23 protein-coding genes and 2 pseudogenes are annotated in these 23,474 nt (G+C 71.1%); 14 read left to right on the top strand and 11 right to left on the bottom strand.

The annotated features are described in order from the left end of the window. Window positions 1-147: 147 nt before the first annotated feature. The 3 genes from ACZ4A5_RS06940 to ACZ4A5_RS06930 form a co-directional block, all read right to left on the bottom strand. Window positions 148-933 carry an ECF subfamily RNA polymerase sigma factor, BldN family gene (locus ACZ4A5_RS06940; protein WP_116212650.1) on the bottom strand — a complete coding sequence of 262 codons (786 nt, stop codon included), beginning with the start codon at window positions 931-933 and terminating at the stop codon, window positions 148-150. A 482-nt stretch (window positions 934-1,415) separates the two neighbouring features. Then, entirely contained in the window at window positions 1,416-2,366 is a 951-nt protein-coding gene (locus ACZ4A5_RS06935; RefSeq protein WP_467579108.1) for an HAD family hydrolase, read from the bottom strand. A gap of 79 nt (window positions 2,367-2,445) precedes the next feature. Next, window positions 2,446-2,727, bottom strand: a complete 282-nt coding sequence (locus ACZ4A5_RS06930; RefSeq protein ID WP_467579106.1) for a glutaredoxin family protein — start codon at window positions 2,725-2,727, stop codon at window positions 2,446-2,448. 336 nt (window positions 2,728-3,063) lie between these two features. Between ACZ4A5_RS06930 and ACZ4A5_RS06925 the strand changes: the two genes are divergently transcribed. The 6 genes from ACZ4A5_RS06925 to ACZ4A5_RS06900 all read left to right on the top strand — a co-directional run bounded on the left by ACZ4A5_RS06925 (window position 3,064) and on the right by ACZ4A5_RS06900 (window position 9,446). Further along, on the top strand, window positions 3,064-3,834 hold the full coding sequence (locus ACZ4A5_RS06925; protein ID WP_366006201.1) for a redox-sensing transcriptional repressor Rex: 771 nt from the start codon (window positions 3,064-3,066) through the stop codon (window positions 3,832-3,834). Continuing rightward, on the top strand, window positions 3,831-5,234 hold the full coding sequence (locus tag ACZ4A5_RS06920) for a glutamyl-tRNA reductase (protein WP_467579103.1): 1,404 nt from the start codon (window positions 3,831-3,833) through the stop codon (window positions 5,232-5,234). The genes ACZ4A5_RS06925 and ACZ4A5_RS06920 overlap by 4 nt, the downstream gene beginning before the upstream one ends. Further along, a complete protein-coding gene (gene hemC / locus ACZ4A5_RS06915; protein WP_467579101.1) occupies window positions 5,231-6,226 on the top strand; it encodes a hydroxymethylbilane synthase in 996 nt (331 codons plus the stop codon). The genes ACZ4A5_RS06920 and hemC overlap by 4 nt, the downstream gene beginning before the upstream one ends. Continuing rightward, complete coding sequence (locus tag ACZ4A5_RS06910) at window positions 6,223-7,881, top strand: bifunctional uroporphyrinogen-III C-methyltransferase/uroporphyrinogen-III synthase (RefSeq protein WP_467579099.1); 1,659 nt, start codon at window positions 6,223-6,225, stop codon at window positions 7,879-7,881. The genes hemC and ACZ4A5_RS06910 overlap by 4 nt, the downstream gene beginning before the upstream one ends. Further along, window positions 7,878-8,867, top strand: coding sequence for a porphobilinogen synthase (hemB, locus tag ACZ4A5_RS06905; RefSeq protein ID WP_467579097.1), 990 nt, complete (start codon window positions 7,878-7,880; stop codon window positions 8,865-8,867). Before ACZ4A5_RS06910 ends, hemB begins: the two co-directional genes overlap by 4 nt. 129 nt (window positions 8,868-8,996) lie before the next feature. Then, window positions 8,997-9,446, top strand: coding sequence for an ATP-binding protein (locus ACZ4A5_RS06900; protein ID WP_467579095.1), 450 nt, complete (start codon window positions 8,997-8,999; stop codon window positions 9,444-9,446). Window position 9,447: 1 nt separating this feature from the next. Here the strand turns inward: ACZ4A5_RS06900 and argS are convergent, their stop codons facing one another. Beyond that, window positions 9,448-11,211: an arginine--tRNA ligase gene (argS, locus tag ACZ4A5_RS06895; protein ID WP_467579093.1), complete on the bottom strand. Its 1,764-nt coding sequence runs from the start codon at window positions 11,209-11,211 to the stop codon at window positions 9,448-9,450. A gap of 171 nt (window positions 11,212-11,382) precedes the next feature. Between argS and lysS the strand changes: the two genes are divergently transcribed. Then, window positions 11,383-13,119 carry a lysine--tRNA ligase gene (gene lysS, locus ACZ4A5_RS06890; RefSeq protein WP_467579091.1) on the top strand — a complete coding sequence of 579 codons (1,737 nt, stop codon included), beginning with the start codon at window positions 11,383-11,385 and terminating at the stop codon, window positions 13,117-13,119. 66 nt (window positions 13,120-13,185) lie between these two features. Here the strand turns inward: lysS and ACZ4A5_RS06885 are convergent, their stop codons facing one another. Both ACZ4A5_RS06885 and ACZ4A5_RS06880 read right to left on the bottom strand, forming a co-directional pair. Beyond that, complete coding sequence (locus ACZ4A5_RS06885) at window positions 13,186-13,899, bottom strand: hypothetical protein (RefSeq protein WP_467579089.1); 714 nt, start codon at window positions 13,897-13,899, stop codon at window positions 13,186-13,188. A 133-nt stretch (window positions 13,900-14,032) separates the two neighbouring features. Then, window positions 14,033-14,878: a hypothetical protein gene (locus ACZ4A5_RS06880; RefSeq protein ID WP_467579087.1), complete on the bottom strand. Its 846-nt coding sequence runs from the start codon at window positions 14,876-14,878 to the stop codon at window positions 14,033-14,035. A 210-nt stretch (window positions 14,879-15,088) separates the two neighbouring features. Here ACZ4A5_RS06880 and ACZ4A5_RS06875 point away from each other — a divergent pair, with 210 nt between their 5' ends. Then, window positions 15,089-16,282 (top strand): RtcB family protein, encoded by a 1,194-nt coding sequence (locus tag ACZ4A5_RS06875; protein WP_467579085.1) that lies wholly within the window; start codon window positions 15,089-15,091, stop codon window positions 16,280-16,282. A gap of 81 nt (window positions 16,283-16,363) precedes the next feature. On the opposite strand, the gene ACZ4A5_RS06870 is transcribed toward ACZ4A5_RS06875, so the two are convergent. After that, window positions 16,364-17,539 carry a methyltransferase domain-containing protein gene (locus tag ACZ4A5_RS06870; protein ID WP_467579083.1) on the bottom strand — a complete coding sequence of 392 codons (1,176 nt, stop codon included), beginning with the start codon at window positions 17,537-17,539 and terminating at the stop codon, window positions 16,364-16,366. Between the two features lie 229 nt (window positions 17,540-17,768). Further along, window positions 17,769-17,969, bottom strand: coding sequence for a hypothetical protein (locus ACZ4A5_RS06865; RefSeq protein ID WP_467579147.1), 201 nt, complete (start codon window positions 17,967-17,969; stop codon window positions 17,769-17,771). A gap of 245 nt (window positions 17,970-18,214) precedes the next feature. On the opposite strand from ACZ4A5_RS06865, the pseudogene ACZ4A5_RS06860 reads away from it, so the two are divergent. From ACZ4A5_RS06860 to ACZ4A5_RS06845, 4 genes and pseudogenes are all read left to right on the top strand, one after another. Then, window positions 18,215-18,838 (top strand): annotated as a pseudogene (locus tag ACZ4A5_RS06860) (transcriptional regulator); the annotation flags it as partial. Between the two features lie 184 nt (window positions 18,839-19,022). Continuing rightward, complete coding sequence (locus tag ACZ4A5_RS06855) at window positions 19,023-19,205, top strand: hypothetical protein (protein WP_467579081.1); 183 nt, start codon at window positions 19,023-19,025, stop codon at window positions 19,203-19,205. 268 nt (window positions 19,206-19,473) lie between these two features. Next, window positions 19,474-19,821 (top strand): hypothetical protein, encoded by a 348-nt coding sequence (locus ACZ4A5_RS06850; RefSeq protein WP_467579079.1) that lies wholly within the window; start codon window positions 19,474-19,476, stop codon window positions 19,819-19,821. A 72-nt stretch (window positions 19,822-19,893) separates the two neighbouring features. Next, window positions 19,894-20,154, top strand: a pseudogene (locus ACZ4A5_RS06845) (RtcB family protein); the annotation flags it as partial. 3 nt (window positions 20,155-20,157) lie between these two features. On the opposite strand, the gene ACZ4A5_RS06840 reads toward ACZ4A5_RS06845, so the two are convergent. The 3 genes from ACZ4A5_RS06840 to ACZ4A5_RS06830 form a co-directional block, all read right to left on the bottom strand. Beyond that, the gene (locus tag ACZ4A5_RS06840; RefSeq protein WP_467579077.1) at window positions 20,158-20,538 is read right to left on the bottom strand and encodes a VOC family protein; all 381 of its coding nucleotides are present in this window, start codon (window positions 20,536-20,538) and stop codon (window positions 20,158-20,160) included. A 117-nt stretch (window positions 20,539-20,655) separates the two neighbouring features. Next, on the bottom strand, window positions 20,656-21,420 hold the full coding sequence (locus tag ACZ4A5_RS06835) for an SDR family NAD(P)-dependent oxidoreductase (protein WP_467579075.1): 765 nt from the start codon (window positions 21,418-21,420) through the stop codon (window positions 20,656-20,658). 83 nt (window positions 21,421-21,503) lie between these two features. Continuing rightward, entirely contained in the window at window positions 21,504-21,839 is a 336-nt protein-coding gene (locus tag ACZ4A5_RS06830; RefSeq protein ID WP_467579073.1) for a YnfA family protein, read from the bottom strand. A gap of 452 nt (window positions 21,840-22,291) precedes the next feature. Between ACZ4A5_RS06830 and ACZ4A5_RS06825 the strand changes: the two genes are divergently transcribed. After that, window positions 22,292-22,675 carry an STAS domain-containing protein gene (locus tag ACZ4A5_RS06825; protein WP_467579071.1) on the top strand — a complete coding sequence of 128 codons (384 nt, stop codon included), beginning with the start codon at window positions 22,292-22,294 and terminating at the stop codon, window positions 22,673-22,675. 68 nt (window positions 22,676-22,743) lie between these two features. Beyond that, window positions 22,744-23,472 carry a GAF and ANTAR domain-containing protein gene (locus ACZ4A5_RS06820; protein ID WP_467579069.1) on the top strand — a complete coding sequence of 243 codons (729 nt, stop codon included), beginning with the start codon at window positions 22,744-22,746 and terminating at the stop codon, window positions 23,470-23,472. Window positions 23,473-23,474: the final 2 nt, after the last annotated feature.

Raw genomic sequence — 23,474 nt, 5'->3', positions numbered from 1 at the left:
CGCCTTGAACGCATCCACTCGATCGAGTGAGGGGATACGGGCATGACGTGACCGCAGGGAGTCTGCATCCCGCACAACGACTGGCGCGGCGGCCGGGTTACGCGCCCTTGAGGATGTGACCGCTGGTGAGTGAACGCACGCACAGAGTTAGCGCGCGTCGTCCGGGAGGAGCCGGGCCAGAGTGCGGACGGCGCGGTACTGGAGCGTCTTGATGGCGCCCTCGTTCTTGCCCATGACGCGGGCGGTCTCGGCGACCGAGAGGCCCTGGAGGAAGCGGAGCGTGACGCACTCCTGCTGCTGGGGGTTGAGCTTGCGGACCGCCTCCAGAAGGGCGGCGTTGGAGAGGGATTCGAGGACGGAGTCCTCCGGGCTGCGCTCGACCTCGTTGGCGTCGAGCATCTCGCCGGTGGTCACCTCGAGCCGGAACCGCGACGACTTGAAGTGGTCGGCCACCAGATTGCGGGCGATGGTCACCAGCCAGGCGCCGAAGTCACGGCCCTGCCAGGTGAAGGTGCCGATCCGGCGCAGGGCGCGCAGGAAGGTCTCGCTGGTGAGGTCCTCGGCCGTGGCCCGGCCGCCCACCCGGTAGTAGATATAGCGGTAGACCGTATCGGCGTACTGGTCGTAGAGCCGGCCGAAGGCCTCGGCCTCGCCGGCCTGGGCGCGCTCGACCAGGTCGAGCATCCGGGCGCTGTCGCTGTCGGCGCTGGGGCGGCGGGTGGTGGTGGACGTACCGGCGCCGGCGCCGCGGCGGGCGCGTCTGCCCACCGCCGCCGCGCTGCCCTCGGCGAGGGCGTAGCAGGGGCCGGCGGGGACGGGTGTGGCGAAGGCGGGGACGGCGTACGCGGTGGGGACGAAGCCGCGCAGGCGGTCGAGGACCGTTGCGCGCAGCGTAGCCAGGCCCGAGGCGTCAACCCCGACGTGTGGGTACACGGGACTCCCAGAGGCAGAGCTTCCATCACGTGCAGTACGGAACCGTTCACTCGTCGTAGGGACAAGGGGGTACCGGTTTGCGTCTGAGGAGAATAACGCTTCGTACAGGCAGCGCTACACCGAGTTGCCCAAATCACCGTTTCCGTTCGATCTCTTACCGCTTCGGGATCGATCAAATATCGAACCCTGAAAGGAAGTTGACCAGATTTGGCGATGGTGTGGCCGAATGGGCTGCGTGTTGTGGCAATCCGGTCACGGAAGGACTGGCGGGGGCCGTGTGAGGGTATGACGACCGGATTGCCTGAGGGTGACGAACGGTTACGCGCTGTTGCGGGCGCACCCGAACGGGACGTACGCCGGTGGCGGGATGCGCGCGCCGGCTGTTGACGCGGCGGCGCAAACGCCTCCGCCGGCCGGTGGCCGCCGCCGGGTCCGGTCGGCCGGCTCCGGTGCCGGAAGCGGCGGCCGCCGCCGGGCCGGGGTCAGCGCCGGCGGCGGTGCAGGGCGATCGCGGCGGCCGCGCCGCCCGCCAGGGCGCCCACCCCGGCGGCGGCCGGGATGCCGACCTTGGCCGCCTTGCGGCCCGTGCGGTAGTCGCGCAGGCGCCAGCCGCGCTCCCGGGCCAGCTTGCGCAGGCGGCTGTCCGGGTTCACGGCGTAGGGGTGCCCGACGATCGAGAGCATCGGGATGTCGTTCACGGAGTCGCTGTACGCCGCGCAGCGGGCCAGGTCGAGCCCCTCGGCCGCGGCCAGCGCCCGTACGGCCTCGGCCTTCGCGGGGCCGTGCAGCGGCTCGCCGACCAGCTTGCCGGTGTAGACGCCGCCGATCGACTCGGCGACCGTGCCGAGCGCGCCGGTCAGGCCGAGCCTGCGGGCGATGATCGTGGCGGCCTCGATGGGCGCGGCCGTGACCAGCCAGACCTTCTGGCCGGCATCGAGGTGGGCCTGGGCGAGCGCGCGGGTGCCCGGCCAGATGCGCTCCGCCATGTACTCGTCGTAGATCTCCTCGCCGATGGACATCAGCTCGGAGACGCGGTGGCCCTTGACGATGGACAGGGCGCTGTTGCGGGCGTCCTCGACGTGCTCGGGGTTCTCCGCGCCGACGACGCGGAAGTAGATCTGCTGCCAGACGAAGCGGGCCAGCTCGCGCTTGTGAAAGAAATGGCGTTTGTAGAGGCCGCGGCCGAAGTGGAAGAGGGACGCGCCCTGCATCACGGTGTTGTCGAGGTCGAAGAAGGCGGCTGCCCGCACATCGCCGACGACGGGGAATTCCGGCTCGGCGGATTCCGCGTTCTCGGTACTCTCCGCGCTCTCGGCGCTCTCGGCGTTCTCCTGAGCGGTCTTGCGGGCTGCCTCCGCCGCGGCCTCGCCTGCCAGCACGCTGCGTGCGGTGGCGGAGCGCTTGCGGGGAGTGATCCATCCCAGTGCGGCCATGTCCGGAGCATAGCCAGTTTGTTCGGGGTAACGCCTCCGTGCCTCCGGATGTGCGGACGCGACCGCTCCGGCCCCCGGCTCAGGCCGCGCCCAGCGCCTTCCGCAGGCGGTTCGGGTCCACGCGCCAGAAGTCGTGCTGGGCGCCGTCCACCAGGACGACCGGAATCTGTTCCCAGTACCTGCGGTACAGATCCTCGTCCTCGTTGATGTCCTTCTTCTCCCAGCGCGCGCCCACCTCGGCGCAGACCTCGGCGATGACCGTCTCGGCGGCGTCGCACAGGTGGCAGCCGGGTTTTCCGATCAGCGTCACGGTGCTGTCGGCGGGGTTCTTGCGGGCGTTGCGGCGCAGCAGCGGGCTCATGGAGGCCATTGTGCCCGGTGGAAGAGGAATCTCGCCGGACGGATTTGGGTGCCTGAGTCGACTACCATCATGTGTCGATTTGTTGGTGTCCGGGGGTATGGCGATGAGGAGTGAGGGCGTGTGTCGCCGTCGGTGTTCCCCCGGTGCCGCCGTGGTCGCCATGCGGCGGCCGATGGTTCCCGGATCGGGGCGAAACACCGCGTGACGCCGGTCACTTTGCCCGGACAAAGCGGACACCATCTTTGTGCACGCGTTCACAAAGGCATAGCCTGCGGGGGACGGGGCGGTCCTGGGACGAGGCGCCGCCCGCAGCCCCGCTCTACCCGCAGGAGCACCGTGGCAACTGGCCGAACTCACCGACCGGCGACCCGAAGCCGAGGGATCCCCGAGGCCACCGTCGCCCGGCTACCGCTGTATCTGCGTGCACTGACCGCGCTCTCCGAGCGCTCGGTGCCCACGGTCTCCTCCGAGGAACTCGCGACCGCGGCGGGCGTCAACTCCGCCAAGCTGCGCAAGGACTTCAGCTACCTCGGCTCGTACGGCACCCGCGGTGTCGGCTACGACGTCGAGTACCTCGTCTACCAGATCTCCCGTGAGCTCGGCCTGACCCAGGACTGGCCGGTCGTCATCGTCGGCATCGGAAACCTCGGTGCCGCGCTCGCCAACTACGGCGGCTTCGCCTCGCGCGGCTTCCGCGTCGCCGCGCTGATCGACGCCGACCCGGCCATGGCCGGCAAGCCGGTGGCCGGGCTGCCCGTGCGCCATACCGACGAGCTCGAATCGATCATCAGCGACAACGGCGTCTCCATCGGCGTCATCGCGACTCCCGCCGGTGCCGCGCAGCAGGTGTGCGACCGGCTCGTCGCCGCCGGGGTCACCTCGATCCTCAACTTCGCGCCCACGGTCCTCTCCGTGCCGGAGGGCGTCGACGTGCGCAAGGTCGACCTGTCGATCGAACTGCAGATCCTGGCCTTCCATGAGCAGCGCAAGGCGGGCGAGGAGAACGCGCCGGCCGCCGTGGCCGCCCGCGCGGGCGCGGCCGTGCGCCCGGCGCCGGAGAGCCGGAAGGGCCCGGACGGGGATGTCCCCGCCGTGATGCCGGCATGAGCCTTCTCGTCGTCGGTCTGAGCCACCGCAGCGCGCCCGTCAGCGTGCTGGAGCGGGCCGCCCTCGCGCGCGAGGAGCGGGTGAAGCTCCTGCACGACACCCTCGCGGCGGAGCCCGCCACCGAGGCCGCCGTGCTCGCCACGTGCAACCGCATCGAGCTGTACGCCGACGTGGACAAGTTCCACGCCGGTGTCGCCGAGCTGTCCACGCTGCTCGCCCGCCACACGGGCGTCGGCCTGGACGAGCTGACCCCCTATCTCTATGTGCACTACGAGGACCGGGCCGTCCACCACCTCTTCTCGGTGGCGTGCGGGCTGGACTCGATGGTCGTCGGCGAGGGCCAGATCCTCGGCCAGATCAAGGACGCGCTCGCGCTCGGCCAGGAGCTGCACACGGCCGGGCGGCTGCTCAACGACCTCTTCCAGCAGGCCCTTCGGGTCGGCAAGCGCGCCCACAGCGAGACGGGCATCGACAAGGCCGGGCAGTCCCTGGTCACCTTCGGCCTGGAGCGGCTCGCCGCCGGCGCGGACGTGACCGCGTGGGCGGCCGGCAAGCGCGCCCTGGTCATCGGCGCCGGTTCGATGTCCTCCCTCGCGGCGGCGACGCTCGCCCGCGCGGGCGTCGCGCACGTGGCGATCGCCAACCGCACGGTGGAGCGGGCCGAGCGGCTGGCCGAGATCCTCGCCGAGCCCGGCGGCCCCGGCTGCACGGCCTCGGCCGTGGAGATGACCGCGGTGCCCGGTGAACTGGCCCTCGCGGACGTCGTGGTGAGCTGCACCGGCGCCATGGGCGTGGTTCTGACCGCCGACGTCGTCCAGGCCGCGCTCGCGGGCCACGAGGGCGCGCGCCGCGCCGTCGGTCCCGCCTGCGCGGACGCGACCGGCACCGTGCTCGCCCTCCTCGACCTGGCCATGCCGCGGGACATCGACGCCGCGGTCCACCGCCTCCCGGGCGCCCGGCTGGTCGACATCGAGTCGCTGGCCGAGGCGTCCGCCGACGCTCCCATGGCCGCCGACGTCGACCGGGTGCGCACCATCGTCTCCGACGAGGTCGCCGCCTTCGGCGCCGCGCAGCGGGCCGCGCACATCACGCCCACCGTGGTCGCCCTGCGCACCATGGCGGCGGACGTCGTCACGAGCGAGATCGCCCGCCTCGACGGGCGGCTGCCCGACCTCGACGACAAACAGCGCGCGGAGATCACCCAGACCGTCCGCCGCGTGGTCGACAAGCTGCTCCACGCGCCCACCGTGCGCGTCAAGGAGCTGGCCGCCACCCCCGGCGGCGCCGGATACGCCGACGCGCTGCGGGAACTCTTCGACCTCGATCCGCAGGCGGTCGCCGCCGTGAGCCGGGCCGATTCACGGGCCGGTACGCACAACACTGCACGGGAGCCGGCATGAACGACACCTCTTCGACGGTGGACGAGGTGACCGCGCGGCAGCGACCGCTGCGCCTGGGCACCCGTCGCAGCAAACTCGCCATGGCCCAGTCCGGGCAGGTGGCGGAGACCGTGCGGCAGCTGACCGGCCGCCCGGTCGAGCTGGTCGAGATCACCACGTACGGCGATGTCTCGCGGGAGTCGCTCGCGCAGATCGGGGGGACGGGCGTCTTCGTCTCCGCGCTGCGCGACGCGCTGGCCGCGGGGGAGATCGACCTCGCCGTGCACTCCCTCAAGGACCTGCCGACGACCCAGCCCGACGACCTGGTGCTGGCGGCGATCCCGGTCCGCGAGGACCCGCGCGACGTGCTGATCGCGCGGGACGGGCTGACCTTGGAGACGCTGCCCGCCGGAGCCCGTATCGGCACCGGCTCGCCGCGCCGCATGGCCCAGCTCAACGCCCTGGCCCGCGCGCACGGCCGGGAGATCGAGACGGTGCCCATCCGCGGCAACATCGACACCCGGATCGCCTTCGTCACCGACGGCGAACTGGATGCCGTGGTGCTGGCCGCGGCCGGGCTCTCCCGTCTCGGCCGGGCGTCGGAGATCTCGCAGTATCTGGAGCCCGACGCAGTTCTGCCCGCCCCCGGCCAGGGGGCCCTGGCGATCGAGTGCGCTGCGACCGACGCACCCCTCGCCGCGATGCTCGCCGAGCTCGACGACCCGTACACCCGGGTCGCCGTGACCGCCGAGCGTTCCCTGCTCGCCGCCCTGGAGGCCGGCTGCTCCGCACCCGTGGGTGCGCTGGCCGACCTGTTGGCCGACGGGCAGGTTGTCACCGAAATGCGCCTGCGCGGCGTCGTCGGCTCGACCGACGGCAAGACGCTGGTGCAGCTGTCCACCACCGGCCCCGTGCCGACGTCCAGCGAGGAAGCCGTGGCCCTGGGCCGCGAGCTCGCCGCAGCGATGCTCGACAAGGGTGCGGCCGGTCTTATGGGGGAGCGAGCACTTTGAACCCCACCGCCCCGAACCACCCCGTGCACGGGCACGTCACCTTCCTCGGTGCCGGCCCCGGAGACCCGGGACTGCTGACGCTGCGCGCCGTGGAGGCACTGGCGGCCGCGGACGTCCTGATTGCCGATCCGCAGGTGCTCGATGTGGTGCGCGCGCATGCGCGCGCCCATGTGGACATGCCTGCCCAGACGGTTACTGACGAGTCATCAAAAACCGTCGGAACGCCCGAAGTACCGGTCCTGAGGGACACCGCCAATCTTGTCATGTCGGCCGCGCGCGGCGGCAAGCGGGTGGTTCGTGCGGTGCTCGGCGACCCCGGCCTCGACGGCAACGCCGGTGACGAGATGCTGGCCTGCGCCACCGAGGGGATCACCTTCGAGGTGGTGCCGGGCGTCGCCACGGCCGTGGGCGTGCCCGCCTACGCCGGGGTGCCGCTGCGCGACGGCAAGGGTGCCGACGTGCGCTTCGTGGACGCCCGTACGGCCTCGGCCACCTGCTGGTCCGAGGTCGGCGCGAGCGAGGTCACCGCCGTCGTCTCCACGACGCTCGACTCGGTCGCGGCCGCCGCCGGTGAGCTGGTCTCCGCCGGGCGCAAGCCCGACACCCCGCTGACCGTCACCGTCGCCGGCACCACCACGCGCCAGCGCACCTGGACCGCCACCCTCGGCTCGATCGCCCAGGTGCTCAAGGCCGCGAAGGTGCTGCCGTCCCCGGACGGCGGCCAGCCGGTGATAGCCGTGGTCGGCGAGCGCGGCGCGGCGGCGCAGCGCGACCAGCTCTCGTGGTTCGAGTCCAAGCCGCTCTTCGGCTGGAACGTGCTCGTGCCGCGCACCAAGGAGCAGGCCGCGTCGCTCTCCGACCAGCTCCGCTCCTACGGCGCCGTGCCCAGCGAGGTCCCGACCATCGCGGTCGAGCCGCCGCGCACCCCGCAGCAGATGGAGCGCGCGGTCAAGGGCCTGGTCACCGGCCGCTACGAGTGGATCGCCTTCACTTCCGTGAACGCCGTCAAGGCGGTCCGCGAGAAGTTCGAGGAGTACGGCCTCGACGCGCGTGCCTTCGCCGGCATCAAGGTCGCGGCCGTCGGCGAGCAGACGGCGAAGTCCCTCGTCGAGTTCGGCGTGAAGCCCGACCTCGTGCCGAGCGGCGAGCAGTCGGCCGCCGGTCTGCTGGAGGACTGGCCGCCCTACGACCCGGTCTTCGACCCGATCGACCGCGTCTTCCTGCCGCGCGCCGACATCGCCACCGAGACCCTGGTGGCGGGCCTGATCGAGCTCGGCTGGGAGGTCGACGACGTCACGGCCTACCGGACCGTGCGCGCCTCGCCGCCGCCGGCCGAGACCCGCGAGGCGATCAAGGGCGGCGGCTTCGACGCCGTGCTCTTCACCTCCTCGTCCACCGTGCGGAACCTCGTCGGCATCGCCGGCAAGCCGCACAACGTCACCGTCATCGCCTGCATCGGCCCGGCCACCGCGAAGACCGCGGAGGAACACGGCCTGCGGGTGGACGTGCTGTCGCCCGAGCCCTCGGTGCACAAGCTCGCCGAGGCGCTCGCGGACTTCGGCGCGGCGCGGCGCGATGCCGCCCTGGAGGCCGGCGACCCGGTCACGCGCCCGAGCGAGCGACGGCCCGGATCGCGTAGAAGGGCACGCAGTTGAGCACGTACGGCACCTTCCCCGGCTCCCGCCCCCGGCGGCTGCGGACCAACCCGGCCATGCGCCGGATGGTCGCGGAGCACCGGCTGCACCCGGCCGACCTGATCCTGCCCGCCTTCGTGCGGGAGGGCGCCGCCGAGCCGGTGCCGATCTCGGCCATGCCGGGCGTCGTCCAGCACACCCGGGACACCCTGCGCCGGGCGGCCGTCGAGGCGCTGGAGGCGGGCGTCTCCGGGATCATGCTCTTCGGCGTGCCCGAGGACGCGAAGAAGGACGCGGCGGGCACCGCCGGGACCGACCCCGAGGGCATCCTCCAGGTCGCCATCCGGGATGTGAAGGCCGAGGTCGGCGACGACCTCGTCATCATGTCCGACCTGTGCCTGGACGAGTACACCGACCACGGCCACTGCGGGGTCCTCGACTCCGAGGGCCGGGTGGACAACGACGCCACGCTGGAGCGCTACGCCGAGATGGCGCAGGTCCAGGCCGACGCCGGCGTCCATGTGGTGGGCCCGAGCGGCATGATGGACGGCCAGGTCGGCGTCATCCGTGACGCTCTCGACCAGACCGGCCACGAGGACGTCTCGATCCTGGCCTACACCGCGAAGTACGCCTCCGCGTTCTACGGCCCCTTCCGCGAGGCCGTCGGCTCCTCGCTCCAGGGCGACCGCAAGACCTATCAGCAGGACCCGGCCAACGCCCGTGAGTCCCTGCGCGAGCTGGAGCTCGACCTCGCCGAGGGCGCGGACATGGTCATGGTCAAGCCGGCCCTGCCCTACCTCGACATCCTCGCCAAGGTCGCGGAGTCGGTGGACGTGCCGGTGGCCGCGTACCAGATCTCCGGCGAGTACGCGATGGTCGAGGCGGCCGCCGCCAACGGCTGGATCGACCGCGACCGGGCCATCCTGGAGACGCTCACCGGCATCAAGCGGGCGGGCGCGAACATGATCCTCACCTACTGGGCGACGGAGGTCGCACGGCAGCTCTGAGCGAGCACGGCTGTACGCACCGATGGCGGCTTCCCCGGCGGGGAGGCCGCCATCGGCGTTCCCCCCCGCTGGCGACCATTCGCCTCAGAGCTCTACGTTGTGCCCATATCGCTCACCCCGGAGGCGTAGATGAGCAACGACCCCGAACTCGCCGACGACTGGGAGTACACCCTCCAGGTCCCCTCCGACCCGATGGCGCCCTGCATCGCGCGGCGCACGCTGCGCACGATCTTCCAGGAGCACGGCTTCGCCGAACTGGCGGACACCGCGGAGCTGTTGACGTCGGAGCTGGTCACCAACTCCTACCGGCACACCGACGGGCCCGCGTCCGTGCGGGTGCGGCGGGAGGGCGAGCGGGTGCGGGTGACCGTCTGGGACACCAACCCCGAGCTCCCCGGGCTGAGCAGGGCCGCGCTCCCGGACGACGAGGCCGAACAGGGGCGCGGGCTGGGGCTGGTGATGAAGTGCGCCGACAGCTGGGGCGGATTCGCGCTGCGGAACCAGCCGCAGGGGCTCGTCGGCAAGCTGATCTGGTTCGAGCTGGGGGCGGGGCACCAGGCCCCGCCGCCGGCTCTGTGACCTACAGCTGCTCGGGCGTGCGGATGCCCAGCAGGGCCATGCCCTGACGCAGGGTGCGGCCGGTCAGCTCCGAGAGGAACAGACGGTTCTCGACCGTCGCCGCGTCCTCGGCCTTGAGGACCGGGCACTGGTCGTAGAAGGTCGTGAACGCCGACGCCAGCTGGTAGAGATACGCGGCCAGCTTGTGCGGCTCGTACGAACCGGCGACCTCGGCGAGCGTCTCCGCGAACTGGTCCAGGTGCAGCGCCAGCGCGCGCTCCGCCGGGGCCAGCGCCAGCTCCGGGTGGGCCTTGGCGGAGGCCGACTCGCCCGCCTTGCGGAGGATGGAGCGGATCCGGGCATAGGCGTACTGGAGATAGACCGAGGTGTCGCCGTTGAGGGAGACCATCCGGTCGAGGTCGAAGATGTAGTCACGGCCCAGGGACGTGGACAGGTCGGCGTACTTCACGGCGCCGATGCCCACCTGGGTGCCGCGCTCGGCGATCTCCTCGTCGGTCAGGCCGAGCTTCTCGCTCTTCTCCCGGACCACGGCCGTCGCCCGCGCGATCGCCTCGTCCAGCAGGTCGACCAGCCGGACCGTCTCGCCCTCACGCGTCTTGAACGGCTTGCCGTCCTTGCCGAGCACCGTGCCGAAGGGCAGCTGCACGGCCTTGACGCCCTCGGGCAGCCAGCCGGCCCGGCGAGCGGTCTCGAAGACCATCTTGAAGTGCAGGCCCTGCCGGGCGTCCACGACATAGAGCAGGGAGTCGGCGCCCAGCTTGCCCACCCGGTCGCGGATCGCGGAGAGGTCGGTCGCCGCGTAGCCGAAACCGCCGTCGGACTTCTGGACGATCAGCGGGGTGGGGTTGCCGTCCGGGCCCTTGACGTCGTCGAAGAACACGCACAGTGCGCCGTTGGACCGGACGGCGACACCGGACTCCTCCAGCATGCGGCAGGTGTCGGCCAGCATGTCGTTGTAGCCGGACTCGCCGACCACGTCCGCGTCCCGGATCTCCATGTCGAGCTTGCCGAAGACCGAGTAGAAGTAGATCTTCGACTCGTCCACGAACCGCTGCCACAGGGCGAGGGTCTGCTCATCGCCCGCCTGGAGGTCCACGACCCGGCGGCGCGCCCGCTCCTTGAACGCCTCGTCGGAGTCGAAGAGCGTGCGGGACGCCTTGTAGAGCCGGTTGAGGTTCGACATGGCCTCCTCACCGGAGGCGGCGTCCTTGTGGTCCAGCTCGTGCGGGTGCTCCAGCAGATACTGGATGAGCATGCCGAACTGGGTGCCCCAGTCGCCGATGTGGTGCCGCGAGATCACCTTCTCGCCCGCGAACTCCAGGATCTTGACGACCGCGTCGCCGATCACCGCGGACCGCAGATGGCCGACGTGCATCTCCTTGGCCACGTTCGGCTGCGCCCAGTCGATGACCGTGGTGCCCGGCTTCTCCTTGAGCGGCACGCCCAGGCGGTCGTCGGCCGCGCGGGCCGCGAGCGTCCCGGTGATCGCCCGGTCGGTGACCGTGATGTTGAGGAAGCCGGGGCCGGAGACCTCGATCTCCTGGATCAGGTCACCGGCGGGCAGGCCGGCCACGACCTTGCCGGCCAGCTCGCGGGGGTTGCCCCCCAGCTTCTTGGCGAGCGCCAGCATCCCGTTGGCCTGGAAGTCGGCCCGGTCGCTTCGTCGCAGCAGCGGGTCGGCGGCACCGGCCTCCGGCAGGGCTGCCGAGAGAGCGTCCGCGATGCGCTGGTGGAGCGAGGAGGCGAGGGAAGGGACCGAGGCCATGGGGTGGGTGCCGTTCCGTTAGAGGGCGTTTTTGATACACCGAGTATCACACGCACCCGCCGCCGCCCGGGTGGCCGTTCCGGCCGCCTGTGACCGACCCGGGAGCAACCCCGGAGCCGCCCCGGCCGTCTGGGACAATGGTCATGCCAGGACCGTAAGGAAGGAAGTGCCGTGGCTCAGGCTCAGAGCACCGAGGCCGACTGGGTCTCCCGTTTCGCCGACGAGGTCATTGCCGAAGCGGAGCGCCGTGCCCCCGGCAAACCGATCGTCGTTGCCTCCGGCCTGTCCCCCTCCGGCCCGATCCACCTGGGCAACCTGCGCGAGGTCATGACCCCGCACCTGGTCGCCGACGAGATCCGCCGCCGTGGTCACGAGGTCAGGCACGTGCTGTCCTGGGACGACTACGACCGCTACCGCAAGGTGCCCAGCGGTGTCCCCGGCATCGACGACAGCTGGGCCGAGCACATCGGCAAGCCGCTGACCTCGGTGCCCGCCCCGGCCGGCTCGGCCTATCCGAACTGGGCCGAGCACTTCAAGGCCGCCATGGTCGCCGCGCTGGCCGAGCTCGGCATCGAGTACGACCCGATCAGCCAGACCGAGCAGTACACCTCCGGTGTCTACCGCGAGCAGATCCTGCACGCGATGAGGCACCGCGGCGACATCGACGCGATCCTCGACCAGTACCGGACGAAGGACAAGGCGACCGGCAAGCCGAAGAAGCAGCAGCAGAAGCCGGTCGACGAGGCCGAGCTGGAGGCCGCCGAGGGCTCCGGCGCGGCCGCCGAGGACGACGGCAGCGGCTCCGGCGCGGCCTACTTCCCGTACAAGCCCTACTGCGGCGTCTGCGAGCGCGACCTCACCACGGTCACCTCCTACGACGACGAGAGCACCGAGCTGGCCTACACCTGCGTGTGCGGCCACTCCGAGACCGTGCTGCTCAGCGAGTTCAACCGCGGCAAGCTGGTCTGGAAGGTCGACTGGCCGATGCGCTGGGCCTACGAGGGCGTGATCTTCGAGCCCTCCGGCGTCGACCACTCCTCGCCCGGCTCCTCCTTCGTGGTCGGCGGCCAGATCGTCCGCAAGGTCTTCGGCGGCGAGCAGCCGATCGGCCCGATGTACGCCTTCGTCGGCATCAGCGGCATGGCCAAGATGTCCTCCTCCAAGGGCGGCGTCCCCACCCCGGGCGACGCGCTGAAGATCATGGAGGCGCCGCTGCTGCGCTGGCTGTACGCGCGCCGCAAGCCCAACCAGTCCTTCAAGATCGCCTTCGACCAGGAGATCCAGCGGCTCTACGACGAGTGGGACAAGCTGGAGGCCAAGGTCGCCGACGGCAGCGTGCTGCCCGCCGACGCCGCCGCGTACGCCCGGGCCGCCCGCACGGCCTCCGGCGAGCTGCCGCGCACCCCGCGCCCGCTGCCGTACCGCACGCTCGCCTCGGTCGTCGACATCACCGCCGGCCACGACGAGCAGACCCTGCGCATCCTCAGCGAGCTCGACCCGGAGAACCCGGTCACCTCGCTGGAGGAGACGCGGCCGCGGCTCGACCGGGCCGAGCACTGGATCAACACCCAGGTCCCGGCCGAGTCCCGCACCATCGTCCGCGAGGAGCCCGACACCGAGCACCTCGCGTCGCTGGACGAGCAGGCCCGCGAGTCGCTGCGGCTGCTGCTCGCCGGGCTGGACGAGCACTGGTCGCTGGACGGGCTGACCACGCTGGTCTACGGCGTGCCGAAGGTGCAGGCCGGGCTGGCGCCCGACGCCAAGCCGACGCCGGAGCTGAAGGTCGCCCAGCGCTCCTTCTTCGCGCTGCTCTACCACCTGCTGGTCGGCCGTGACACCGGCCCGCGCCTGCCCACGCTGCTCCTCGCCGTGGGCGCGGACCGCGTGCGCAAGCTGCTGGCCGTGTAATACCGCGCAGGACGCGACGAAGCCGGGCGGGCCCGAGGGGGCCCGCCCGGCTTCGTCGCGTTCCGGCTACTTCTTGTTCGCCGCGGCGATCGAGGCCACGGCCTCCTTCGCCGCGTCCTGCGCGTTCTTCATCAGGTCGCCCGCGTCGGGGTTCTTGGCGCCCTGGAAGCCGGCGCCGGTGTACTTGACAGTGATCACGACGTTGGCGGTGCGGGTCACCACGATGGCGTTGCGGTAGTCGTCGTCGTCCTTGCGGTAGTCCGCGGCGACGCTGTTCGCCTCGTCGCCGATGCCGCCGGCCTTCTCGGTCTTGGCGTCCTTGGCGCCGTCCTCGGTGGTCGCCTTGGTCGTCCGCTGGCCGACGTAGTTCGCGGCGAGCTTCTCGCCCGAGCCGAGCGTGGGGTCCGCCGAGAAGCGCTTGAGCGAGATCGTCAGGCTGCGGTACTGGAGGTCCTTGGCGTCCTCGCCGTTCAGACCGTTCCAGAAGCAGCTGGCGGAGTCGTTGGGGGCGGTCGCCGGGAGGGCCTCGCCCTCCTTCTTCTTCGCCGACGGCACCAGCTTGTCGACGCTCTTCTCGTCGACGGTCTTGCACACGTCGGGCAGCTTGCCGAACGTCGCCGCCTTCATCGTGGCCGAGGGGCTGGGTGTCGCGGCCTGCGACGGCGAGGCCGTCGCCTTCTTCCCGGAGCCGGAGTCGTCCGAGCAGCCGGTGGCGACGAGCATCACCGGTACTGCGGCGCAGGCGAGGATTCGGGCGAGTCGCGGGGCTGTTCGGTGCATGGGTCCTTCACTCGTCGTGTCGGGGGCGGATCGTTGAGGTCCGCCGGCGGGCGGTCCGCCGGCCGGGTGCCCTGCCCGGCACGGTACGCGGCGGGGAAGCGCCGGTGGCCGAGGCGGGGCGATACTCGCCGGGCTAATTGCCGAAGTGCCCCGCGTCCAGCTCCTTGGCCAGGCTGTGCGCCTTGCCCTGGAGGTCTTCGCTCGTGGGAATGTGCTGCCGGTCGGCCGTCCACTGGTCGTAGGCGATGCTCACGAGGACGTTCGCGGACCGGAAGACGATCGAGATGTCCCGGTGCACACCGGCCGCCGCGGTGACCAGCTTGTCGTCGATGAACGCGTCGTCGCCGAGGTCGTCGAGCACGCGGGGCAGGAAGCGGGGGTCGGCGGAGGGGGAGCCCGAGGGGGAGGGGCTCGCGGGGGCGGACGGCGAGCCGGTGGCGGCGCCGCCCTGCGGGTGCGTGCCCGCGCTCGCGGCGGGCGAGGGCGGGGCGGTGGAGGGGGTGGCGGACGCCGACGCCGACGCGTCGGGGATCTTCGCGGCGGACGCCTGGCGGGCGTAGAGCTCCTTCGCCCGGTCGTCGTCGCTGACCCCCGGCTGGTAGGAGACCACGCGCTCGAAGTCGATGGACAGGTGCCGGGTGCCCTCCGGGGTCTCCAGCTTCCAGCGGCAGCCGACGCGGCGGTCGGTGTCGTAGGTGACGGCGGCCTGGCCGCGGTAGAGCTTCTGGACCTCGGGGTCGCTCTCGTCCTCACCGGTGGGCAGCAGGCGGCGCAGGGTGTCCCGGTTCACATAGCCGCAGGGCTCGGGGAGGCTGTGGTACTTGCCGGGTTCCCCGGCCGGGGCCGTCGCGCCGGCGCGGCCGGTCTTGGCGTCGTCGTTCCCGCCGTGGCCGCCGGAGGAGCCGCCGCACGCGGCGAGCACCGCGGCGAGCAGTGCCGCAACCAGTGCGGCGGCCGGTGCGTATGCCCTTCGCTGCACTGTCCGTGGCTCCCTTCGCCTGCGGCTTGATCGCCCTCACCCGCGGCGTCCGCGCTCGTGCTCGCGCGAAAACGGGTTGCCGCCGGAAAGGCGGTGGCTGGAAGGTATGTCTACCGCACGCACCGCCCGGTCTGCCGGTTCCCTGTCGTGAATCGTCAGATTTGTACGGCTTTTGCGTTATCTTGCTTTTACGGGGTTATGAGGAAAACGATGTCCTACACCGAGGTGCCCGGCGTCCGTGTACCGATCCGCATGTGGGCCGACCCGGCCACGGTCGAGGGCGTCGCCATGCAGCAACTGCGCAACGTCTCGACCCTGCCCTGGATCGAGGGCCTCGCGGTGATGCCGGACGTCCACTTCGGCAAGGGCGCCACGGTCGGCTCGGTGATCGCGATGCGGGGCGCGGTGTGCCCGGCGGCGGTCGGCGTGGACATCGGCTGCGGCATGTCGGCGGTGAAGACCTCGCTGACGGCGGCGGACCTCCCGGCGGACCTGTCCCGGCTGCGCTCGAGGATCGAGGCGGCGATCCCGGTGGGCCGGGGGATGCACGACGACCCGGTGAACCCGGCCCGGCTGCACGGCGTGCCGACGGCGGGGTGGGCGGACTTCTGGAGCCGGTTCGACGGTGTCGCGGAAGCGGTCAGATTCCGTCAGGACCGCGCGGTCAAGCAGATGGGGACGCTCGGCGGGGGGAATCACTTCATCGAATTCTGTCTCGACGAGTCGGATTCGGTCTGGCTGATGCTGCACTCCGGCTCCCGGAACATCGGCAAGGAGCTCGCCGAGCACCACATCGGCCAGGCGCAGAAGCTGCCGCACAACCAGGATCTGATCGACCGTGACCTCGCCGTCTTCGTCACCGACACCCCGCAGATGGCGGCCTACCGCCACGACCTCTTCTGGGCCCAGGAGTACGCGAAGCACAACCGCGAGCTGATGATGGCGCTCTTCCAGGACGTCGTCCGCAGGGAGTTCGTGAAGGCCAAGCCGACGTTCGAGCCTGTCATTTCCTGCCACCACAACTACGTGGCCGAGGAGACCTACGACGGCAAGGAACTGCTCGTCACCCGCAAGGGGGCGATCCGCGCGGGCGATGGCGAGTTCGGCATCATCCCGGGCTCGATGGGCACCGGTTCGTACATCGTGCGCGGCCTCGGCAACGCCTCGTCCTTCAACTCCGCCTCCCACGGCGCGGGCCGGAAGATGAGCCGCAACGCCGCGAAGAAGCGCTTCTCCGTCCAGGACCTGGAGGAGCAGACGTGGGGCGTGGAGTGCCGCAAGGACTCCGGCGTGGTGGACGAGATCCCGGGCGCCTACAAGCCGATCGAGAAGGTCATCGAGCAGCAGCGGGATCTCGTCGAGGTCGTGGCGAAGCTCAAGCAGGTCGTCTGCGTGAAGGGCTGACAGCGGCTCTTCACCGGCTCGACGCTCAAGGGCCCCGGCCGGCGCTCGGGGAACGCCGATCGGGGCCGGTGCGGGGAGCGGCTACGTGCTCCGGCGGGGAACCAGGTTGTCCGGGGTGTCGAGCCAGACGCGTTCCCCGTCGCTGTCCACGGTGAGCCCGAAGCGGTCGAAGCCAGGGCGGCCGTTCTCCTCCCACCACTGGATGGCCGCTTCCGTCTCGTCCCACAGACGGCGCGGGCCGGACTGGGCCACAACGTACTCGTTTGCCTCGGGCTCACAGTCGGCTGATGCCCACGACTGGGTGTCGGTGCTGTACGTCCACAGCGTGTAGGTGCCGTCGTCGTACCGTTCGGCGCGCCAGAACGCCCCGGGCACTTGCAGCCCGATCACGAACTGTTCGAGCCACCCGCCGATGGCAGCGGGCGCCAGTGCCGTCACGCCCCTGACGCCGTCTGCGGGCCATTCCTGGCCCTTGAGGTAGGCATCAAAAGGCGGGCGTTCCGTGCGCTGCTGTCGCAGGCGCATGAAAGCGCTGGAGCGGGTGAAGCGGCCGTTTGCCGTGCCGTCCTCGCCGACGGTCAGGCGTACGACGTACTCGCCGCCGTACGTCGTGCCCCAGGGGGCGACGATGACGCCGCCGGGACTGGTCTGCTCGATCCACGCCCGGGGCACCTCCCCGATCGAGCACGTGGCAATGACCCGGTCGAATGGGGCACTGCCGGCGTGACCCATGCGGCCGTCCCCCACGAGTAGCAGGGGTGCCAGGCCGGCGCGCCGAAGGTTCTCGATGGCGGCCTTGGACACGTCCGCGTCGTACTCGACACTGATCACGTTCGCGCCGCCGAGCCTGTGCGCGAGAAGCGCGGCGTTCCAGCCCGTTCCGGTGCCGATCTCCAACGCTCGGTGGCCTTCCTGTACGTCCAGGTCGGCGAGCATGGAGAAGACCATGCGGGGCATGGAATTGGAGCTTGTCGGCGTGACGCCCAGCCCATCCCCGGAGTGCTGTCCGTCGTCCCACTGCGTCGTGAGCGGTATGTCGGAGTAGACCGCCTCGAACCAGGTTTCCGGGTCCTTGGCGCGGTCCACCAGTGCTGTTTGCTGTGTGCCGTCCGCGATGCCCGGCCAGATGCGGTCAGGCACGAACAGCTCACGCGGGACCGCCTTGAACGTCGGCAGCCAGTCAGAAGTCAGTGCGCCCGCTTCAACGAGCGCAGAGGCGAGCCCCGAGGGGCCCGCCTCCTCTGTGCGTGTGGTCACGTGTGCCGCCTACTTACCCGTCGCGGGGCCGGAGCCGTCCGGGCGAACGTCGGGTGGCTGTGAAGACCCGCGTGGGTCATCATCGCTTCGTCAGCCGCCTTGAGGTTCGCCGTCGGTGCGAGCGTCCAGGAGCACCCGATGCTCAGGCCCTGCACCGTCACGGTTACCTCGCTTAGCGGGTGCGTCGCAACCTTGTGTCAAACGTGTGTGATCACAGCGCGCGGCTCGCTCATGATCGTCCCCCCACCGGTGACCCCAGTACGCGCGCCGCCTTCATCTCGTCCTCCGTGGGCTCGCGCAGCTTGCCCGGCGGGCAGTCCCATTCCCTACCACCGCCGGCGGGCCGCAGTTGTACGTACGGGCCGTCATTGCCCATGCGCTCCCCGAGCCTGTTCGTCCGGGTGTCTACCGCGTACCGTCCGCTGCTCATATCGTCGGCCTCCGCGTTCGCTTCCTGTCGCACGCATAGCCACCATCCGGGGCCCCTCAACGGGTAGCTTCCGGAGTAGTGGTGAACCGTGGTGAATCCACCACGCCTGTCGATCTCGTGGATGGCAGCAGTGAAGAATTCGAACGCGAAGCTCGCCGACCGGATTGGTCGTTCGGGGTGGTCGAAGGGCGAACTCGCCCGCCAGGGTTCGATCCCGCGCGGCGGAGTGGGGACACCCCCACGTCTCCTCTGACCCTGCACTCGGCGCACACGTCCTCGCAGGCATGGCGGACCAAGCCACGCTGCCTGGTCACCCCGATGAGGGCAAGCGCCTTGCCCAAGCGGGCCGTCAGGGGCTTAGCCGTACCAAGTCCCCAGCGTGCCTTGCCGACCTCTGGACGCTCGAAGCCAGGGCCCATGCGGTTCTCGGGGACAAGAAGGCCACTGTGCGGGCTATCGCCCAGGCAGAGCAGAATTCCGGCAAGGTGGACGCGGCCAACGAACCTGAGTGGGCCAAGTTCATCGACCCTGCGTACCTCGGCGGTGAGTGGGCCAACGCCTTCCGGGACATCGACCAGCCGGACCACGCCGAAGAACACGCCCGCGCCTCGATCGCCCACGCCCGCAAGCAGAACCGGGCCCGTCGCGGAGCCATGTCACAGGCGGCTCTTGCCGTCACCCACTTGCAGCGCCGAGACCTCGAAGCGGCCCACGCGGCGGGAGTCCGCACGCTCGACCTCGCCCGCCGGGTGAAGTCGTCCCGCAGCGTGGAAGCTGTCCAGGATCTCCAGCGCCGCATGATCCCCCTCGGCCAGCACCCTCTTGTGGCTGACTTCAACGAGCGGGCCCGGGTCCTCCAGGCGGCCTAGGCGCTGACGTGGTTCGTGACTGACTCACCGGATGCGCCCTCGGGGGCAGCGTCGCAGTCAGGGAGCCTCTCTGCTCGTTCGGGTGAGTGGCGCATATATGACGTTCCGCTTGGGCAACTGGGCTACGACTCGAACCAGCCGCCGAGTCGAAGCCCAACTCGCCGTGCTCGAAAGGCATATAGCCATGCGCCGTACCGCTGCCGTCATTCTGGGAACCGCCGCGCTCCTGGGCGCCCTCACCACACCCGCCATCGCCGACACCGGTGATAGCACGGTCGTCAATACCGTCGCCGCCGCTGATGACACGGTCCAGAACCTCTTTACGGGCGCCGAGGGCATCATCGAGAGCCTGACCAAGGGCGCGTAGGGCCTACCCCTGCGCCCACACCCCCTGAGCAGCGCCCAAGCCCCCAGGGGGCTTGGGGTGACCGCCCTCTCGCGGGCGTCGCCCGCTCCCGTGCAGGCCGAGCCACGGCCCGCCAGGAGTGGGCGCACTCTTGTGCGGGACTACTCCGAACGGGGGGTGCATTAACGTTTCGTCGGCCTGGTTCGGGCGGGGCGACGCTTACCCGTGCGCGGCGCTGGGCAGTGCGGGGTTGCCTGTGTAACCCCCTGCGACGTGAGGATCCCACCTGATGCGCCTACGCGCCATCGCATCCGCCGCTGCCTGCGCCCTCACCCTCCTGCTCACCGCTCCCGGCCCGGCCTCCGCCGCTGAGGGCGAGTTCTCCTACACCTACGTCGACGCGAATGGAGCCAACCAGTTCGGCTACCTGAACAATCCGGCAAGCAAGGAATGCATCGTCATTCCGCAGGCGGCAGACCCGGAGAAGACCAAGCCCGCGTTCGCTGCCAATAACAGGGCCAGCACACAAGCCACGACATGGTCGGAGAACAACTGCACCGGCTACCGATACTCCGTCAAGGCCAAGACCGGTGTGGGCAATGCACGGCAGAAGTTCCGCTCGGTCAGGTTCTCGTGAACTCCCGCGCCCCGGTAGGGAGTCCCATCAGGGGTCCCTGCCGGGGCGCAACCGCCGATCACCCGCCACGTGTGTCTCCACGGCTACGTGGCCGAGGAGACCTACGACGACAAGGAACCGCTCGTCACCCGCAAGGGGGCGATCCGCGCGGGCGACGGCGAGTTCGGCATCATCCCGGGCTCGATGGGCACCGGTTCGTCCATCGTGCGCGGCCTCGGCGACCCCTCGTCCTTCAACTCCGCTTCCCGTGGCGCGGGCCGGAAGACGAGCCGCAGCGGCAACGCCGCGAAGAAGCGCTTCTGCGCCCAAGACCTGGAGGAGCAGACGCGGGGCGCCTCACACGTCCTGCGGGTACCAGCGCAGCTCGACCGTGTTGCCGTCCGGGTCGAGGACGTAGAGGGACTCGGCGTCGCCGCGGGCGCCATAGCGCTTGCCGGGGCCGTCGACGACGGTGAAGGTGCCCGCGTCGATCACCGTCTGCCAGTCCAGCGGCTCGACGACCAGGCAGATGTGGTCGACGTTGGACTCGCCCCGGGCGCGGTCGACCAGGTCGATGATGGTCGTGGGGGAGACGCGCACCGAGGGGAAGGACACCTTCCCCGCGCGCCACTCCTCGACGCGGACGGGCTCCAGGCCGAGCGGGCCGCAGTAGAAGGCGAGGGCCCGCTCCACGTCGGAGACGTTCAGGACGAGGTGGTCGAAGCCGGTGACGCGCATGCGAGGTTCCTTTTCGTACGGGCCGTCCCCCATGGCGGCCGTTGCACGGGCAAGGTAACCCCTGATGATCATCCGTGTCATCGGTCCAGGGTCCTGCGTCGCAGGTCCCAGGGCCGCTCAGCCCTCGCGGTGCACCTTGTGGTTGGCGGCCTGGGCGCGGGGGCGTACGACGAGCAGGTCGATGTTCACGTGCGGGGGCCGGGTGACCGCCCAGGTGATGGTGTCCGCGACGTCCTCGGCCGTCAGCGGCTCGGCGACGCCGGCGTAGACCGCGGCGGCCTTCTCCGTGTCGCCGCGGAAGCGGGTGACGGCGAACTCGTCGGTCCTCACCATGCCGGGGGCGATCTCGATGACGCGTACGGGCTGCCCGCACAGTTCCAGGCGCAGGGTCTCGGCGATGACGTGCGCGCCGTGCTTGGCGGCGACGTAGCCGCCGCCTCCCTCGTAGGTGCCGAGTCCGGCGGTGGAGGAGACGATCAGCACCGTGCCGTCGCCGCTCGCCACGAGCCGGGGGAGCAGCGCCTGTGTCAGGTGGAGCACGCCGAGCACGTTGACCTCGTACATCGCGCGCCAGTCCGCGGGGTCGGCGGTCGCGACGGGGTCGGTGCCGAGCGCGCCGCCCGCGTTGTTGACCAGGACGTCGACGCTCTCGAAGTCGTCCAGGTACGCCGCGAAGGCCGTGACGGCGGCGCGGTCGGTGACGTCGAGCCCGTAGGCGACCGCCTCGTGGCCGGCCTCGGTGAGCTCCGCGGCCAGGGCCTCGACGCGGTCCGCGCGGCGGGCGGTGAGGACGACGCGGTGGCCGGCGGCGGCCAGCCGGCGGGCGGTGGCGGCACCGATGCCGCTGCTCGCGCCGGTGACGACGGCGGTGCGGGTGCTCATGGCGGGCCTCCTGTGGTGCGGCGTGCGGGATCCGCCCGCAGGATATGCGGCCTCGCGTTCGAGCGGCTCCGCAGGCGGCCGGCTCAGCGGCCGCGCGGCGCGTACATGATGATCGCGACCCCGGCGAGGCAGACCAGCGCGCCGGCCACGTCGTAGCGGTCGGGGCGGTAGCCGTCGGCGACCATGCCCCAGGCCAGCGACCCGGCGACGAAGACCCCGCCGTACGCGGCGAGGATGCGGCCGAACTCGGCGTCCGGCTGGAGCGTGGCGACGAAGCCGTAGGCGCCGAGGGCGAGCACTCCCGCGCCGATCCACGCCCAGCCCCGGTGCTCGCGCACGCCCTGCCAGACGAGCCAGGCGCCGCCGATCTCCAGGAGCGCGGCGAGGACGAAGAGGGCGACGGAGCGGAGGTTGAGCATGGGGCGTACGTTACGTCCCGACGGGAGCCGGCCGGTGCTCCCGCCCTCCCCCAGGCAGAGCGCACCGGCCGCTCCGTCTACGACCGCGGGGCGACCGGCAGGGCGGGAGGTGGCCGGTGACTCCGGGGGAGACGGCGGCCGGGGGCCAGGGCCACGGGCTCACCGTAGGGCGCCGGCCGGGCTTCCGGAAGCCGGTCGGACGGGCCGGCTGTCGCCGGGAGCGCGGGTCCCGGCCACCGGTGGGTGCAGACCCTCCGAGAGTTAACCAGTGACCGCCGCACGTGAGGGCCGGTTTTACGGCTTCCCACCCCTTCGGAAGCGGGAAAACGCGCCGCGGGCTTTGCGCGGCGGCGGTGGGGCATACCTTCGTCATAGCTGCCCCTGTCCCTGGTGGCGACGGTGTCCGGCCCGGCTTCCGCCACCGTCTCGCACTGACACCCAGGGGGGCACTCATGACCGAGTGGCAGAGCGCGTCGTGTATCCGTGTAGTGGGCCGTTGGGGCGTGCTGCGGCTGAGTGGTGAGCTCGACATCGGGTCGGTGCCGGAGATCGAGGAGCTGCTGGTGCGGCTGCTGGCGCTGGAGAAGCCGGTGGTCGTGCTGGATCTGCGTGAGGTGACGTTCTTCGACTGCGTGATCCTGGGCCTGATGTGCAGGGCCCGCAGGGGTGTGCTCGCGGCCGGCGGCAGGTTCGCGGTGCTGTGCACCCGGCCGTGGGCGCTGAAGGTCATGCGCATGGCCGAGCTGCTGGATGTCTTCGCGCCGGTCGCCTCGCTGACGGATCTGGCCGATCTCGATGCCCTCGACGGCAGTCCCGGCAAGGGGAGCAGGGCGTAGGGTGAGGGCAACGGGTCCCCCGCTCCGGGGGCAGCCCGAGGGGGTCGGCCCGGGAAGCGGGTGGCGTTGTGGCTACCAGCGCGGGGATGGCCCGGGTGCTGCGCGACATGGCCTCGCGGTCGGCCTCCGGATTGATCGGCGGGGATCCGCTGGAGTGCGCCCGCGTCCTCGGCGTGGACGGGGTCGCGCTCTCGCTCGCGACGGACGGCGCGCTGGGCGAGCTGGTGTGGTCCTGCCCGGGAGTCAGCGAGCGTCTCGAGGACGAGCAGTTCACGCTCGGCGAGGGACCGGGTCCGGATGCCCTGAGCGCCGGCACCGTGGTCATGGAGCCGGATCTGGAGCGCGTCCGCTCCGACCGGTGGCCCGCACTGCTGCCGGAGCTGACCGTGCTCGGGGTGGCTGCCCTCTTCTGCTTTCCCCTGCGGATCGGCGGTGTGTGCCTGGGCGTGCTGACCGCGCAGCGGTCCGCCGCGGGCCCGCTGACGACGGCCGCGATGGATGACGCCCTGATCCTCACCGCGGCGATGACCGCGGTGCTGCTGGACGGGGAGCGGGCCACCGCCTTCGCCGCGGCCGATTCCGCCGCGCAGTTGCACCGGGCCGTCGTGCACCAGGCCGGCGGGATGGTCAGCGTCCAGGCACAGGAGACCGTCGCCCAGGCCCTGGTGCTGCTGCGTGCCCACGCCTACCGGCACGAGGTTCCCCTGACGAGGGTCGCGGAGGACGTCGTGGCCCGCCGATTGCACTTCCGACAAGCTGATGACGGGCCGGACCCGTCTTTCGAGGAATGGGGATGATG

The sequence above is a fragment of the Streptomyces sp. NPDC025618 genome (assembly GCF_055558795.1).
Note: the sequence above shows the minus strand (reverse complement) of the source record. Positions and strands in the feature narration are given on the sequence as shown.